The 13,832-nt window shown below is 57.7% G+C and carries 12 protein-coding genes and 1 tRNA gene; 7 read left to right on the top strand and 6 right to left on the bottom strand.

Annotated features, from left to right (window positions below):
* Positions 1-42: 42 nt before the first annotated feature.
* The gene (galE, locus tag ACZYSM_RS15025) at positions 43-1,020 is read left to right on the top strand and encodes a UDP-glucose 4-epimerase GalE (RefSeq protein WP_489072275.1); all 978 of its coding nucleotides are present in this window, start codon (positions 43-45) and stop codon (positions 1,018-1,020) included.
* A gap of 44 nt (positions 1,021-1,064) precedes the next feature.
* On the opposite strand, the gene ACZYSM_RS15020 is transcribed toward galE, so the two are convergent.
* The 6 genes from ACZYSM_RS15020 to ACZYSM_RS14995 all read right to left on the bottom strand — a co-directional run bounded on the left by ACZYSM_RS15020 (position 1,065) and on the right by ACZYSM_RS14995 (position 7,937).
* Positions 1,065-1,796 carry a CpsD/CapB family tyrosine-protein kinase gene (locus ACZYSM_RS15020; protein ID WP_489072364.1) on the bottom strand — a complete coding sequence of 244 codons (732 nt, stop codon included), beginning with the start codon at positions 1,794-1,796 and terminating at the stop codon, positions 1,065-1,067.
* Between the two features lie 86 nt (positions 1,797-1,882).
* Complete coding sequence (locus tag ACZYSM_RS15015; protein WP_489072274.1) at positions 1,883-3,439, bottom strand: GumC family protein; 1,557 nt, start codon at positions 3,437-3,439, stop codon at positions 1,883-1,885.
* A gap of 20 nt (positions 3,440-3,459) precedes the next feature.
* The gene (locus tag ACZYSM_RS15010) at positions 3,460-4,575 is read right to left on the bottom strand and encodes a hypothetical protein (RefSeq protein WP_489072273.1); all 1,116 of its coding nucleotides are present in this window, start codon (positions 4,573-4,575) and stop codon (positions 3,460-3,462) included.
* Between the two features lie 26 nt (positions 4,576-4,601).
* Positions 4,602-5,159 (bottom strand): polysaccharide biosynthesis/export family protein, encoded by a 558-nt coding sequence (locus ACZYSM_RS15005; protein ID WP_489072272.1) that lies wholly within the window; start codon positions 5,157-5,159, stop codon positions 4,602-4,604.
* A 269-nt stretch (positions 5,160-5,428) separates the two neighbouring features.
* On the bottom strand, positions 5,429-6,646 hold the full coding sequence (locus ACZYSM_RS15000) for an MFS transporter (RefSeq protein WP_489072271.1): 1,218 nt from the start codon (positions 6,644-6,646) through the stop codon (positions 5,429-5,431).
* 385 nt (positions 6,647-7,031) lie between these two features.
* Positions 7,032-7,937 (bottom strand): LysR substrate-binding domain-containing protein, encoded by a 906-nt coding sequence (locus ACZYSM_RS14995; protein WP_489072270.1) that lies wholly within the window; start codon positions 7,935-7,937, stop codon positions 7,032-7,034.
* Between the two features lie 253 nt (positions 7,938-8,190).
* On the opposite strand from ACZYSM_RS14995, the gene ACZYSM_RS14990 reads away from it, so the two are divergent.
* From ACZYSM_RS14990 to ACZYSM_RS14965, 6 genes are all read left to right on the top strand, one after another.
* Entirely contained in the window at positions 8,191-9,309 is a 1,119-nt protein-coding gene (locus ACZYSM_RS14990) for an ABC transporter ATP-binding protein (RefSeq protein WP_489072269.1), read from the top strand.
* A 13-nt stretch (positions 9,310-9,322) separates the two neighbouring features.
* On the top strand, positions 9,323-10,243 hold the full coding sequence (locus tag ACZYSM_RS14985) for an ABC transporter permease (RefSeq protein ID WP_489072268.1): 921 nt from the start codon (positions 9,323-9,325) through the stop codon (positions 10,241-10,243).
* The gene (locus tag ACZYSM_RS14980; protein ID WP_489072267.1) at positions 10,240-11,049 is read left to right on the top strand and encodes an ABC transporter permease; all 810 of its coding nucleotides are present in this window, start codon (positions 10,240-10,242) and stop codon (positions 11,047-11,049) included. Before ACZYSM_RS14985 ends, ACZYSM_RS14980 begins: the two co-directional genes overlap by 4 nt.
* Positions 11,050-11,078: 29 nt before the next feature.
* Positions 11,079-12,119, top strand: coding sequence for an ABC transporter substrate-binding protein (locus tag ACZYSM_RS14975; RefSeq protein ID WP_489072266.1), 1,041 nt, complete (start codon positions 11,079-11,081; stop codon positions 12,117-12,119).
* 61 nt (positions 12,120-12,180) lie between these two features.
* The gene (locus ACZYSM_RS14970; RefSeq protein ID WP_489072265.1) at positions 12,181-13,644 is read left to right on the top strand and encodes an amidase; all 1,464 of its coding nucleotides are present in this window, start codon (positions 12,181-12,183) and stop codon (positions 13,642-13,644) included.
* Between the two features lie 77 nt (positions 13,645-13,721).
* Positions 13,722-13,798: transfer RNA gene (locus tag ACZYSM_RS14965), tRNA-Met, on the top strand.
* Positions 13,799-13,832: the final 34 nt, after the last annotated feature.

Raw genomic sequence — 13,832 nt, 5'->3', positions numbered from 1 at the left:
TCCAATCTGCGCTTACGCAGCAACAGTTTCCAGGAGATCAGGATGAATTTTTTGGTTGTTGGCGGCGCAGGCTATATCGGCTCGCACATGGTTAAGCAGCTACTGCGTGCAGGTCACGAACTGGTGGTGGCAGACAACTTTTCAACAGGCCATCGCGGCGCGTTGATGGGCGGGAAATTGGTCGAACTAGACATAGCCGACGCGCAAGCCTTGGACCTCTTGTTTGCCGCACAACACTTTGATGCCGTGTTCCACTTCGCCTCATTTATCCAGGTGGGCGAGTCCGTCACTGAACCTGCCAAGTATTACCAAAACAATTTGGCCGCAACCCTGACGCTGCTACAAGCCATGGTTCGTGCGGGGGTTAAAAACTTCATTTTTTCCTCGACCGCCGCCATCTATGGCGACCCGGTGTATGTACCCATCGACGAGGAGCATCCCAAGGCCGCGATTAACCCTTATGGTCGCAGCAAGTGGATGGTGGAGCAGATGCTTGAAGATTTCGACCGTGCATACGGGCTGAAGTCGGTCTGCCTGCGCTACTTTAACGCCGCCGGAGCAGACCCTGAAGGACAGTTAGGTGAACGCCATGAACTGGAAACCCACTTGCTACCACTGATCCTGCAGGCTGCCGCCGGTCGGCGCACAACCATCACCGTCTATGGCCGTGATTACGACACGCCTGACGGCACTTGCATTCGCGACTACGTCCACGTTGTCGATCTCGTTGCAGCACACGCACTTGCCGTGGATTATCTGCTGGCCGGTGGTGCTAGCACGGCTTTTAACCTCGGTAACGGCCAAGGGTTCTCAGTACAGGAGGTGATAGAGACCGCGCGTCGCGTGACCGGCCAGGATTTCTTCGTCAGCGATGCGCCACGCCGCGCCGGCGATCCGCCACGCCTTGTGGCCGATCCCCGAAGGGCCAACGCATTACTGGGCTGGCAACCGCAATTCTCCTCACTTGAACAGATCGTGACGCACGCCTGGAACTGGGAGCAGAAGCACCCTTGGCACTAAAGGTCGGTGCTGGCGCATAACGCCGAACGCCTAAGGGTGACGCTCTAGTAGTAAGAGCGGTTGGGGAGCTCGGCTTTGTTTAGCACCGTGCCAATCAGATTGGCTGCCCCCAGATGATGCAGGCTTTCCTCGATCTCTTCCTTGCTGTTCATGCCGTTGGCGACCACGAGCAGGACGCAGTCGAATTTAGGCAAGACGGTAATAACATCGTCCGAACTCAACAACGGCGGCAAGTCGAAAATCACGATACGCGAGTTGTAGTACTCGCGCAGATCAGTAATCAAATGGCTCACTGTGGGCGATGACAGCACCTCGGTGGAGAGAGGGATCGGCTCTCGCGTCGGCAGGACTACAAAGCGCGGCAAGGTCGGGTTGACCAGAACCTCTTGCAGTTCCGCTTCATTGGCCAGCAATTCATTGAGCGATTTCTCCATCGGCAGACCCAGGCAGGCACCCACCATCGGACGACGCAAGTCGAAATCCACCAGTAGCGCCGTCTTGGTGGTGTGATGGGCGATGCTCATTGCCAGGTTGATAGCCAATACAGTCTTGCCTGCATCCGGAGTTGGCGAGGTGATAGCAAGCGTGCGCCAGCCATTTTCTCCCATGACTTTCAGAACTTGCGTACGCAGCAGATCGAAAGCCCCCCCCATATTCGAATTCTTGTTGTACGCCACAATGCGATTGCGCTCGAGATGCTCTGGCCGCAACGGTACAACTTTGGTTTGCACATAACTCAGTGCATTCAGACCTGCAGACTGCCCGGTCGCTGTCATGGCTTTAGGTGTGATCACGAGACTTGAGGAGGGCTGTTGTACGCTTTCTTCGGTATCGGGCTTGATTATTTCCATGGCTATATTCCTTATGCAAACCGGCCCAGAGCTTTAAACATCAGAAGGTCCAGAGGCATGTAGAAGAAGTGCAGGAGCACCAAAAAGAGCACGATCATCACTACCCCACTGACGATCAATCGCGTTCGCCACTGCTTGCGGCGTTCCAATTCCGCTCTAGTGTGAATGTAGGGAATCGCAACCAATATGCGTCTACCCAGCACACTGGCCAAGGCTTCAGCTCCGCGCACGCGCTGGTTCATCATCTCAAGGAGCATCACCAATGCGCCAGCGCCCACCGGGGCGAGAACAAAGCCCATGGCAACCACTTTTTTACGGTTCGGCCGTATCGGCTTTTCAGGCATCAATGGCGATTCCAGAAGAACAAAACGCTCGGCTTTGTTTTCCTGCTCCAGGCTTTCGGAAATTTTCGCACTCATTTCCTTGGTGCGAATTTCCTCGTATTTTTTACGAGCGTTTTCATAGTCACGCATCAGCGTGACCAAGCCGCGCTCGACTTGCGGCGTCTCAAGAATTTGGCCCTCGTAGTCGGCTATTTTTTTGAGCATTTCCTGCTTTTGATCGGCCAGCGACTTGATACGTGTTTCTGCGGCAGCGATCCGGGCCTGAGCCTTGGCAAGGTCCAGACTGACTGGACCCGCTGTACCACCAGCACCAACACCTTTGGTAGCCTCAAGTGCCGCAATTTTGCGTTTGACGGCACGCACATCGGGGTGAGCTTCCGTATACAGCGACAGTAACCGGGTGTACTCCGCCTTGAGGCTACCCAGATCTTGCTGTTTATCAACCGCCGCGCCGGGCAATCCATGCTTGGTCGCTGCTGCGGAAAGCTCCAACTCATTGAAGCGCAACTCCTCACGGGCAGTTTTGTAGTCACGGTCGACCTCTTTAAGCTCGGTTTCGGCGCGTGACAACATATTCATGCGCAACTCCTGATGCTCGGGAAGCGCGTTGCTGTGCGCTTGCTTGAAGTCTGCCAAGCGGTTTTCCAGGGCTTCCAGTTCGACCCTGAGCTTGTCCGCCTCCTGCGTCAGAAACACTGTTGTTTCACTGGCGCGCTCGGTGCGCTGCTTGATGTTTTCATCCAGAAACAGCGTCACCAGCTCGTTGGCCACTTTGTTGGCAATCTCTGGCTGCCGGTGCTCAAAGGAAAGACGGAAAGCGATCGTCACTTCTCCGCGCCCCTTAACGGCAGCACTGACCAAGGAGACTGTAATCGCATTGCGCATTTCATCGATCTTCTCGGTAACGCTCAACTGTCTGCTTTGCGAAGCAAAAAGATTGTACTTGTCGATGATCCCTTCCAGATGCTCACGGGTCATCACGCGCTGGCGAATGACTTCGATGCGCTCATCTGCAAAGGTATTGTTGTTCGCCGCCACCAGGTCTGGCGAAATCTGCTGAGACTCGACCAGAATAGTGCCAGATGACTCGTAGATGGGCGGGATAGAGATCGCGACCACTACGCTCACGCCGAGTATTACCGCGAAACTCAGGATCAACAGCAGGGCATGGTGCTTGATGACAGCAATGTAGTCGTTGACCGACATTTCGTATTCAGAGGTCATATTTATCACCCAGCTGAATTTCAGAAGTTGGGGTGACTATAGGTCAAGGTCAACCCGACGACGTTTGCGGTGGCATCCGGCAAGCCATCTTGCTGGCGTTCTTTGTACGTGAAGGATAGGCGCGCCACCCAAAAAGGCGAGAGTTCTCGGCTAAACCAGGCACCGACATTGCGCAGGGTATTAGGCGTTAGCCCTTTGGTTTTTTGCCATGAGGTATCAAAACCGGTACGGCTGGTGTCGTCGAGGGCATAACTCCATGTACCGTTCAGGTTATCAGCCTCGACAAAACCGCCGTCGCCGCTGGCGACAGTACTACGACTGGCGCCGATACTTGTATCAACACGCTCACCGGTATAGTGCAACGAAAAACCGCCTTGGCCACTGGGGCGGCTGTTCGAGCCAGAGACTTGATTGACACCTGCGTAAAGCGACCCCTTGAGCCGCTCAGAGATCTCAAAGTTCAAGCCGACAGTGGGGGTGTAACTGTTTGAGGAAGACACCGCAGATCCCTGCTGCGGCTCATAACGCTTCACTCCAAAACGCGTGAATAGCTCCACACGCTCGCTCCATGCGTAGTTCAAGCTTAGGCGGTTCGAAAGCTCGTCATAGTTGGTCAGTGTATTAATGTCGTAAGTGACATGTGTGTAGTCGGTTTCGTTAACCAAGGTAGTTCGCTCACTGAGAGCGGTACTCCAGTTGCCGCCGAACGAGGTTAGCTTTTGCGTACCATCGGGGGCAATCACACCGGTTTCTTGAACCGCAGTGGAGAGCGTTGAGCTCTCAACATACTTCGCCGTGAGTCCAAAACCACCCGTTTCGGTCTCGCGCTGCCACCCTAACTGCAAGTTGGGGTCTTCGCGGTCCGAAACGATGGACGTATCAGACGAACGCACCAGATTCATACCAAGACCGAACCGCCACTGATCCCGGTCTGAAGTACCGACAAGCGTGTAATCGGGGGCGATGATCGTACGAGTCACACCCTTCTTGTTTTCCGTAACAAGCACCGGGTTGCTGTCGTACTCGACAGTCGAAGGCAGAACGATTGCTGATTGCCAAGTAGCAGCATAGGCCACACCGGAGCACGGCAAGATCAGGATGGCCGTCGCAACTCCGGTCGTTCGCAGTACAGGCAAGATAATCCTTAGTGCCTCGCGCAAGGCTAAGGCACGACCAGCGTATCGCCGGCCTGGAGTTGAATATTGGTGGACATGTCACGCCCGGACATCAAATCGCTGTAATGGACGGGCAGGATCTCTTGTTTAGCCCCATTGCGGCGCACGACCTTGATGTCCTCCTTGTCGGCGAATTTGTCGAGCCCGCCCGACATGCTCAATACTTGCAGCACTGCAGTTGGACCTGACATCTGTACGGTGCCGGGCTTCAGCACCTTACCCTGCACATAGACGAGATTGCCTGCGGTGCTCGTGATGACAACGCTCACGTTCGGATCGGGTATGAACTCCTTAAGCCTGGTAGCGACTTTCTTTGCGACTGCAGTGGCATCAAGCCCCGCAACATCGACTTGTCCTGCCAGCGGGAAGGTAATGCTGCCATCAGGAAGTACGTGCACCTCCTGTTTCAGCTTCTCTTCGCCCCAAACGGAAATCGAAATGATGTCACCCGGACTTAGCAGATAAGCCGCGGCTTTTTCGTCGGCACTGGTAATGCTGGGCCAGACCACCAGCGCGCAGAGCACAGGTAATAACAAACGCAACATAAGGATCCCTCCGACCAAATAGCATGCACAGAGCTTCACATAAAAACGGGGCGAAAACACTCCCTCTCCTTTGACGCCAAAGAAACGATCAAACAGCAATCGCCTCGAGCTTCTTGGCGGCCAATTTCCGCCGAAAAAAGTAGCTGGACTCGCCACCAATCTAATGTGGGAGCGAGCTTGCTCACGATAGCGGACTGTCAGTCAACATCATCGTTAAATGTTAAACCGTCATCGCGAGCAAGCCCGCTCCCACCCTGGATCTCAGCAGCTCAGGCTTTCCTGGTTCTGGGCAGAAAGATCGCCAGAACGCCAAACAACGGCAAGAACGAGCACAACATGTACACGTACTCAATCCCGCGAATGTCTGCTAAATGCCCAAGCAGCGCTGCACCAATCCCGCCGAAACCAAACATCAGACCGAAGAACACCCCGGCAATCATCCCGACGTTGCCCGGTACTAGTTCTTGAGCGTAGACCACAATGGCCGAGAACGCCGAAGCCAGGATGAAGCCGATCACCACGCTCAGCACACTGGTCCAGAACAGGTCCACATGAGGCAGCAACAGCGTGAACGGCGCCACGCCGAGGATCGAGAACCAGATCACGGCCTTTCGGCCGACCTTGTCGCCGATCGGGCCACCGAAGAAGGTCCCCGCCGCTACCGCCCCCAGAAACAGGAACAGATGCAGCTGCGAGCTGGCCACCGACAGGTCGAATTTCTCGATCAGGTAAAAAGTGAAATAGCTGGTGAAGCTGGACATGTAGAAGTACTTGGAGAACACCAGCAATCCGAGCACTACCAATGCACTCAATACCCGCCCTTTCGAAAGACCATGGGTCGCGGCCTGGCCCTGCTTGAGCTTGAACAGGTTCAGGTGATTGGCGTACCAACGGCTGATCGCATACAGAACACCCAAGGCGAATACCGCGAACAGCCCGAACCAGGCGACATTGCCCTGACCGAACGGAATGATGATCGCTGCTGCCAACAATGGTCCGAAAGCTGAGCCGGCATTACCGCCGACCTGGAAGGTCGACTGCGCCAGGCCATAACGGCCGCCCGATGCCAGTCGTGCGACCCGGGAAGCTTCCGGGTGAAAGGTCGAAGAGCCGATGCCGATCAACCCTGCCGCCAACAGAATCAGCGGAAAGCTGCCCACTTGGGACATCATCAGAATCCCGATCAGCGTGCAGATCATCCCGGCGGGTAGCAGATAGGGCTTGGGATGGCGATCGGTGTAGTACCCGACCCACGGCTGCAACAGCGAAGCGGTGAGCTGAAAGGTCAGTGTGATCAACCCGACCTGGGTGAAGGTCAAGCCATAGTTGGCCTTGAGCATCGGATAGATCGACGGCAGCACCGACTGAATCAGGTCATTGATCAAATGTGCCAAGGCCACGGCGCCGATGATGCGCATGACCAAAGGACTGGTTTGCGGGGCAGCAGAAGCCGGGCTCGCGGAGGTCTGGAGGTTACTGATAGCCATGAGAGTTTCCGTACAACAGATGGGTGCGCACTTGCAGGTGCGTCAATGTGCCATTTTTCAGTGCAGCAAAGCCATCCCCTTAGCCTGCTAACGACTTCAAATTTTATAACTCGTTACGTGATAACCCAAAGCCACATCAAGCGGCCGTGCGCCTGCTCGAAGGCGCACGAGCGGTAAACCGCGCGGCGGATAACACAGGGAGGTTTCGGCTTAGTTGAACGAAGTGCCCCTGTAGCAGCTGCCGAAGGCTGCGTCCGGCCGCGTAGCGGTCGTAATCCGCGCGCCTCAAATTTCCTCATGAATGGTGGTTAAACGTTCTGCGACCGCTGCGCGGCCGGACGCAGGCTTCGCCAGCTGCTACAGATTGTGCAAAGGTCTCCGGTTCTTACTCAGCCACTACCGCCTCTGGAAACTCCTCCTCCAGTGACGACGCCAACCACTGGATAAACCATCCCACATCCGCCGACAGCGCGGCTGACGGCGTCAGTACGCGATAGCTTTCCAGTTTCACCTGGGCCTCAACCGCTCGCACCAGAGTGCCGGCCTCGAGCTCATCGCGCACCAGCACTTCGTTGGCCAGCGCAATACCCTGGCCGCTTTCGGCCACCGATAAGGCGTGGTCATTGTTGACGTACAACACGTCGGAACTCAGGTGAATATCCAGACCGTTGGCGGCGAACCACATGTTCCACCATTCGCCGTCGTCGAAGTGGATCAAATTGTGCTTCACCAGATCGGCCGGGCCGTGTATCGGCTCGATGCTCGCCAGGTAGCCTGGCGTACAAATCGGAAATACCCGCGGGCAGATCAAGGTCGCGCGGGAATTGGCGTACTGCCCATCCAGACCATAAACAATACCCAGATCTGCGCTCTTGCCGTCTACGTCGGTAAAGGTCGAGTTGGGTTCGATGGCGAACTTCAAACCCGGTCGCAGATGCCGCATTGCCTCAAGCCTGGGCGTCAGCCAGCGCTTGGCGAAGCCCGGCACTACCATGATCCGCAGCCAGCGTTCGGAATCCTTGGGCTGCAACTCCTGCCCGGCTTCAACGATCAACTGCAAAGCCGCGGAAATCTTGTGATGGTATTTCTGCCCGGCGACTGTCAGCACAACCCCGCGTGAGGTCCGCTCAAACAGCTGCACGCCAAGCCACTCCTCAAGCAACTTCACATGCCGGCCAATCGCTGGCTGGGTCACGTGCAGCGCTTTGGAGGCTTCGACATAGCTGCCCAAACGCGCCGCCGCATCAAAAGCACGTACGGCATTGAGTGGCGGCAAACGATGGTTAGGCATGGGACAGACCGCCTTTGGCTATTAAATTATTTAACAGCTCATATGTTAAAATTGAAGTTTCGCGCCCGCAACCCCTCACTGATAATCGAGCCACACAAGAACAACAAGAACAGAACAAAGAGCCCGCCGACGCGGCTCGCTACACACCCGAAAACATCTCGATCCTGCCCAAAAAAATAATATCCATGGCCTGACGACGCCGCTCTTTACAGAGCAGCACTCAAACGGGCGATGGGGGAATCGGAGGTAACGCATGAATGCCCTGCATTCGCTGCAAACGCTGGCTGTGTCCATTCGCTCAGTACGCAAGGTTTACGGTGATCCGCAAACCGGTCCGGTGGCGCTGAAAAGCATCGACCTGGATATCCGCGACAACGAGTTCTTCACCCTCCTCGGCCCTTCCGGCTGTGGCAAAACCACCCTTCTGCGGATGATCGCCGGGTTCGAGTTTCCGACCCAGGGCAAGATCCTGCTCTACGGCGAAAACATCGCCGATCGCCCGCCCTTCAAGCGCCCGGTCAATACGGTGTTCCAGCACTACGCGCTGTTCCCACACATGACCATCGCTGAGAATCTGGCCTTCGGCCTCGAATCGCAGCCCATGGGCAAAAGCCTGAGCAAGGTGCAAATCGCCGAGCGCGTGCGGGAAATGCTCGCACTGGTGCAGATGGAACGCTTCGCCACACGCCGCCCGGCCCAGTTGTCCGGCGGCCAGCAGCAACGGGTTGCCCTGGCCCGGGCACTGGCGCCGCATCCCAAGGTGCTGCTACTCGACGAACCGCTTTCGGCCCTCGACCTCAAGCTGCGCCAAGCCATGCGCGAAGAACTGAAAACCATCCAGGCCAAGACCGGCATCACCTTCATCTTCGTCACCCACGACCAGGAAGAGGCGCTGACCATGTCTGACCGCATCGCCGTGTTGTCCGAAGGCGAAGTGCAGCAAGTCGGTCGCCCGGAAGACATCTACGAGCGTCCGCGCAATCGCTTCGTCGCTGACTTTATCGGCGAGACAAACTTCATCGAAGGTCGGGTCACGCGGATTGAGGCCGGATTGGCCTGGTTCGATGGCCCTGCCGGCCACCCTTTGCCGGCTCAGCCCTGCAGCGATGTAGCCATCGGCGACAGCGTTGCGCTGTCGGTGCGCCCGGAACGCCTGCACCTGGTGCCTGACGGTGCCGCCGGTGCCCTGCCCTGTCGGATCGACGCGCAAATCTACCTGGGCACCGACCTGCAATATCAGGTCAGCCTGGCCGACGGTTCACGCCTCACCGTGCGCACGCCCAACAGTGTCGACCAAAGCCAGCGCTTTCCGGTCAACGCTCGGGCCGGCCTGCTGTTCGATCGAGGCAGCGCCAGCGTTTTGCTGGATTGAGTGAGGGACTCCCATGCACGCTTCACCTATATCCACCACTCTGGCACGGCGCAAGGCCTTCGGCAGCTTCCTGGGGGTCACTCCCGCGCTGCTCGCCATCGGCCTGTTCCTGATCGTGCCGATTCTGATTGTGATCGGCTACTCATTGATGGAAGCCAACCCCTACGGCGGGGTGAACAAAGTCTTCAGCAGCGACGCCTACACCTCGTTACTGTTCGAACGGCAACTGGACAACAGCCTGGCCTTCGCCGATTCCTACCTGATCATCGCCCTGCGCTCCATCGGCATCGCCGGCTTGACCACTGTCATCACGCTGTTGATCGGTTTTCCGGTGGCGGTCTGGCTGGCCATGCAACCGGCTCATCGTCGCGGGCTGCTGATCTTCCTGATTACCGTGCCGTTCTGGGCCAACCTGCTGATCCGCACCTACGCCTGGATTCTGCTGTTGCGTAACACCGGAGTGATCAACAACAGCCTCATGGGGCTTGGCGTTATCGATCAACCGCTGCAACTGCTTTATACCGACGGCGCGGTGCTGCTGGGGCTGGTTTACACCTACGCACCGTTCGTGGTGCTGCCGATTTACGCGACCCTGGAAAAGATGGATATCCGCCTGCTGGAGGCCGCACAGGACTTGTATGCCGGACGTTGGCGGACGCTGATCAAAGTCGTGCTACCGATTGCCAAACCGGGAATTTTCGCCGGAGCAATTCTGACCTTCGTCCCTTGCCTGGGCGCGATGATCGCCCCGGAACTGCTCGGCGGCGGGACCAAAATGATGCTCGGAAACCTGATTTTCCGGCAGTTCAGCGATGCCCGTAACTGGCCGTTCGGCGCGGCCCTGTCTCTGGTGCTGATGGCGGCAGTGATGCTGGTATTGACCGTTTACGCCCTGCGCGCCGAACACCAGCGCATCGCCAAAGGAGGTGAATGATGTTGCGTCTGCTCAAACGAAACGGGCTCAGCGTGCAGGACTTCCCGGGCTTCGGTGGCTTCAGCTTCCTGTTCTACTTGTACCTCTACGCGCCGATCGTGGTGCTGGTGGTGTTCTCCTTCAACGCCAATCAGTCGGCCACGGTCTGGACCGGTTTCAGCCTCGACTGGTACCGCGCGGCATTCGCCAATCAGGCGTTGCGCCAAGCCGCTGGCAACAGCCTGCTGATCGCCGTGTGCGCCAGCATGATCGCTACCGCGATTGCCACACTCGCGGCACTCGGCACCTCACGGGGCGCCAGGTTCAAAGGGATGCAGCTGTCCATGGGCGCGATCATGTTGCCCTTGGTGCTGCCGGAAATCGTCGTGGGCGTCGCCACGCTGGCGCTGTTCTCCACCATCGGTCTGTCGCTCGGTTACGGCAACCTGATCATCGCCCACACGGTGTTCTGTATTCCCTTCGCCTACCTGCCGATCCGCGCGCGGCTCAACGACATGGACCTGTCTCTGGAACACGCTTCGGCCGACCTCTACGCAGGCCCCTGGAGGACCTTTCGCAAGGTCACCCTGCCACTGCTGATGCCGGGGATCGTCTCCGGGCTGATGCTGGCCTTCATCGTCTCGCTGGATAACTTCGTGATCTCGATGATGGTCTCCCAAGCCGGCACCACCACCCTGCCGATCTTCATCTTCGGCTTGCTGCGAATGGGCGTGACGCCTGACGTCAATGCCGTCTCGACCTTGATCCTCGGAGTCTCGGTGCTGTTCGTCAGCCTCTCCTACCTGTTGAGTAAAAAGAAAGTCTGAACCTGCCAATTCCACCTTGAGGAAATACCATGAGCAAGTTGATCGCACGCTTCGGCACCTCTTTGTTACTGACATTGCCTCTGCTCGGCAGTGTTCAGGCGGCCGAAAAATTGAACGTGGTGAGCTGGAGCGGCTATTTCTCGCCGCAGATTCTCGCCAAGTTCCAGAAACAGACCGGCATCGAAGTCACCGTGGACTCCTACGACTCCAACGAGACACTGCTGGCCAAGCTCAAACAGGGCGGCGCGGGCTATGACGTGGCGATTCCGTCGCACCAGTTCATTCCGATCCTGATCAAGGAGCAACTGCTCGAGCGCTTTGACCCAGTCAACCAGCCCTACTACGCCAGCGTCGCCGACAATCTGAAAAAGCCCACCTGGGACCCGGAAGGCGCTTACTCCGTGCCGTTCATCTGGGGCACCACCAGCGTGGTGCTGAACACCGAGCGCTACAAAGGCCCGACGGACAGCTACAAAGTCCTTTACGAGCCACCGGCCGAACTGCAAGGGCGGATCAACATGTTCGACTCGGTGAGCGACGTGGTGGACATGGCCAGCCTGTACCTGAACATCCCACTGTGCAGCGAAGACCCGAAACAAATGCAGCAAGTGCTGACCCTGCTCAAAACGCAGAAGCCTTTCGTCAAAACCTACAGTTCCAAGGCCGGCTCAATCCGCGAGAACCTGGCCTCGGGTGAAATCGACATGTCGACCTTCTGGGGAGGTTCGTCAATGCGCGCCAGGGAGATGAAACCAAGCCTGCGCTACCTCTATCCGAAAGAAGGCGTACTGGCCTGGGTCGACAACATGGTCATCCCCAAGGGCAGCCAGCATCCAGACAACGCCAAGACCTTCATCGCCTTCCTCAGCCAGCCTGAAAATGCCGCGATGACCCAGAACTTCCTCAAGCATCAGAGCCCGATCAAGGGTGTGGAACCGTTCCTCGACGCCGGCCTCAAGGACGCGCCCGAACTGCACATCCCGGACGGCACTCAAGTGGTGTTCAGCAAGACCTGCGGCGAAGGCGCGATCCGTCTCGCCGACCGTCTGTGGACCAACCTGATGCGTTGACCCGACCGCCCCGCCAGCGCGTCGGGGCGTTTTTTCCAGCCGTCTACAAGGCAGCGTTTTAATGACTTCTAAAAACATCAGCGAACTGGTCCTGCTGCAGGCCCACGAACTCGCCGAACGCATTCGCCTGCGCCACGTGTCGTGTCGGGAGGTGATGCAGGCTTATCTTGCCCACATCGAGCGCTTCAACCCGTTGGTCAACGCGTTAATCAGCCTGCAACCGGTCGACGAACTGCTGGCCCAGGCTGACATTCGCGATGCGGAACTGGCTCGCGGCCTCTACTGTGGCTGGATGCATGGTCTGCCCCATGCGATCAAGGATCTGTCGCTGACCCGTGGCATCCGCACTACTCTCGGCTCACCGCTGCACAAGGATTTTGTGCCCGAGCGCGACGGCATCATGACCGAGCGGATCAAGGCCGCCGGGGCGATCATCATCGGCAAGACCAACACCCCGGAGTTCGGCCTGGGCTCGCAGACCTACAACCCATTGTTCGGCGCCACCGGCTGCGCTTACGACCCGAGCAAAACCGCTGGCGGCAGTAGCGGTGGTGCCGCCGCAGCGCTGGCCATGCACCTGGTGCCGGTGGCCGACGGCAGCGACATGATGGGTTCGCTGCGCAACCCGGCGGCGTTCAATAACGTGTTCGGCTTTCGCCCGTCCCAGGGCCGGGTGCCATTCGATGACAGCGCCGACCTGTTCATCGACCAACTCGGCTACGAAGGCCCCATGGGCCGCAGCGTGCGCGACGCCGCGCTGCTGCTCTCGGTACAAGCCGGAGCGGATGCGCGAGCACCGCTGTCCATCGCTGAATCTGGCAGCGCCTTCGCCGCACCGCTGGAGCGCGACTTCAAAGGCACTCGTCTCGGCTGGCTCGGCGACTTCAACGGCTATCTGCCGATGGAGAAAGGCATCCTCGAACTCTGCCAAGGCGCTTTCGCCGACTTTGAAGCCATCGGCTGCAGCATCGAAGCCGCGCAGGCGGACTTCGCTCCGCAACAGCTCTGGGACAGTTGGCGCAGCCTGCGCCACTGGATGGTCGCCGGCTCCCTCGGCGCAGCCTACGCCGACCCGCAAAAGCGCGCGCAGTTGAAACCAGAGGCCTGCTGGGAAATCGAAAATGGCTTGAAGCTCTCCGCCAGCGAGGTCTTCGCCGCGTCGGTGACCCGCAGCAACTGGTATCGCGCCATCAGTAAACTGTTTGAACGCTACGATTACCTGTTACTGCCCAGCGCCCAAGTCTTCCCGTTCGATAAAACTATCCCTTGGCCGACCGCCATCGAAGGCGTGACCATGGACACTTATCATCGCTGGATGGAAGTGGTCATCCCCGGCACCCTCTCAGGCTGCCCGGTGGCAAACGTGCAGGTTGGCTTCAGCCAGAATGGCCTGCCAATGGGCCTGCAAATCATCGGCCGGCACCAGGCAGACTTCGCCGTGCTGCAGCTGGCCCACGCCTACGAACAGGCCAGTCAGTGGTTCCAACGCTGTCCGTCCCCCCTGCTGACAGAGGGTTTTCGATAAACAGTTGATAGCGTAGATAAATTTTTAATAAAACTGCTTGACGCTTTTCCGTTATCGGCGAATAATGCGCGCCACTTGGCTACATAGCTCAGTTGGTTAGAGCATAGCATTCATAATGCTGGGGTCCGGGGTTCAAGTCCCTGTGTAGCCACCAAGTACCTGTTTATAGATGTCTACAGCAGTCTATA

This window comes from Pseudomonas sp. F220 (assembly GCF_057813935.1).
This window is presented reverse-complemented; position numbering and strand designations above follow the sequence as displayed.

Coding starts and splice junctions, on each gene's coding strand:
- ACZYSM_RS15020 (WP_489072364.1), bottom strand. CDS start 1,796: ATGACAGCGACCGGGCAGTCTGCAGGTCTGAATGCACTGAGTTATGTG.
- ACZYSM_RS14975 (WP_489072266.1), top strand. CDS start 11,079: ATGAGCAAGTTGATCGCACGCTTCGGCACCTCTTTGTTACTGACATTG.
- ACZYSM_RS15000 (WP_489072271.1), bottom strand. CDS start 6,646: ATGGCTATCAGTAACCTCCAGACCTCCGCGAGCCCGGCTTCTGCTGCC.
- ACZYSM_RS15005 (WP_489072272.1), bottom strand. CDS start 5,159: ATGTTGCGTTTGTTATTACCTGTGCTCTGCGCGCTGGTGGTCTGGCCC.
- ACZYSM_RS15015 (WP_489072274.1), bottom strand. CDS start 3,439: ATGACCTCTGAATACGAAATGTCGGTCAACGACTACATTGCTGTCATC.
- ACZYSM_RS14985 (WP_489072268.1), top strand. CDS start 9,323: ATGCACGCTTCACCTATATCCACCACTCTGGCACGGCGCAAGGCCTTC.
- ACZYSM_RS14970 (WP_489072265.1), top strand. CDS start 12,181: ATGACTTCTAAAAACATCAGCGAACTGGTCCTGCTGCAGGCCCACGAA.
- ACZYSM_RS14995 (WP_489072270.1), bottom strand. CDS start 7,937: ATGCCTAACCATCGTTTGCCGCCACTCAATGCCGTACGTGCTTTTGAT.
- ACZYSM_RS14990 (WP_489072269.1), top strand. CDS start 8,191: ATGAATGCCCTGCATTCGCTGCAAACGCTGGCTGTGTCCATTCGCTCA.
- galE (WP_489072275.1), top strand. CDS start 43: ATGAATTTTTTGGTTGTTGGCGGCGCAGGCTATATCGGCTCGCACATG.
- ACZYSM_RS14980 (WP_489072267.1), top strand. CDS start 10,240: ATGATGTTGCGTCTGCTCAAACGAAACGGGCTCAGCGTGCAGGACTTC.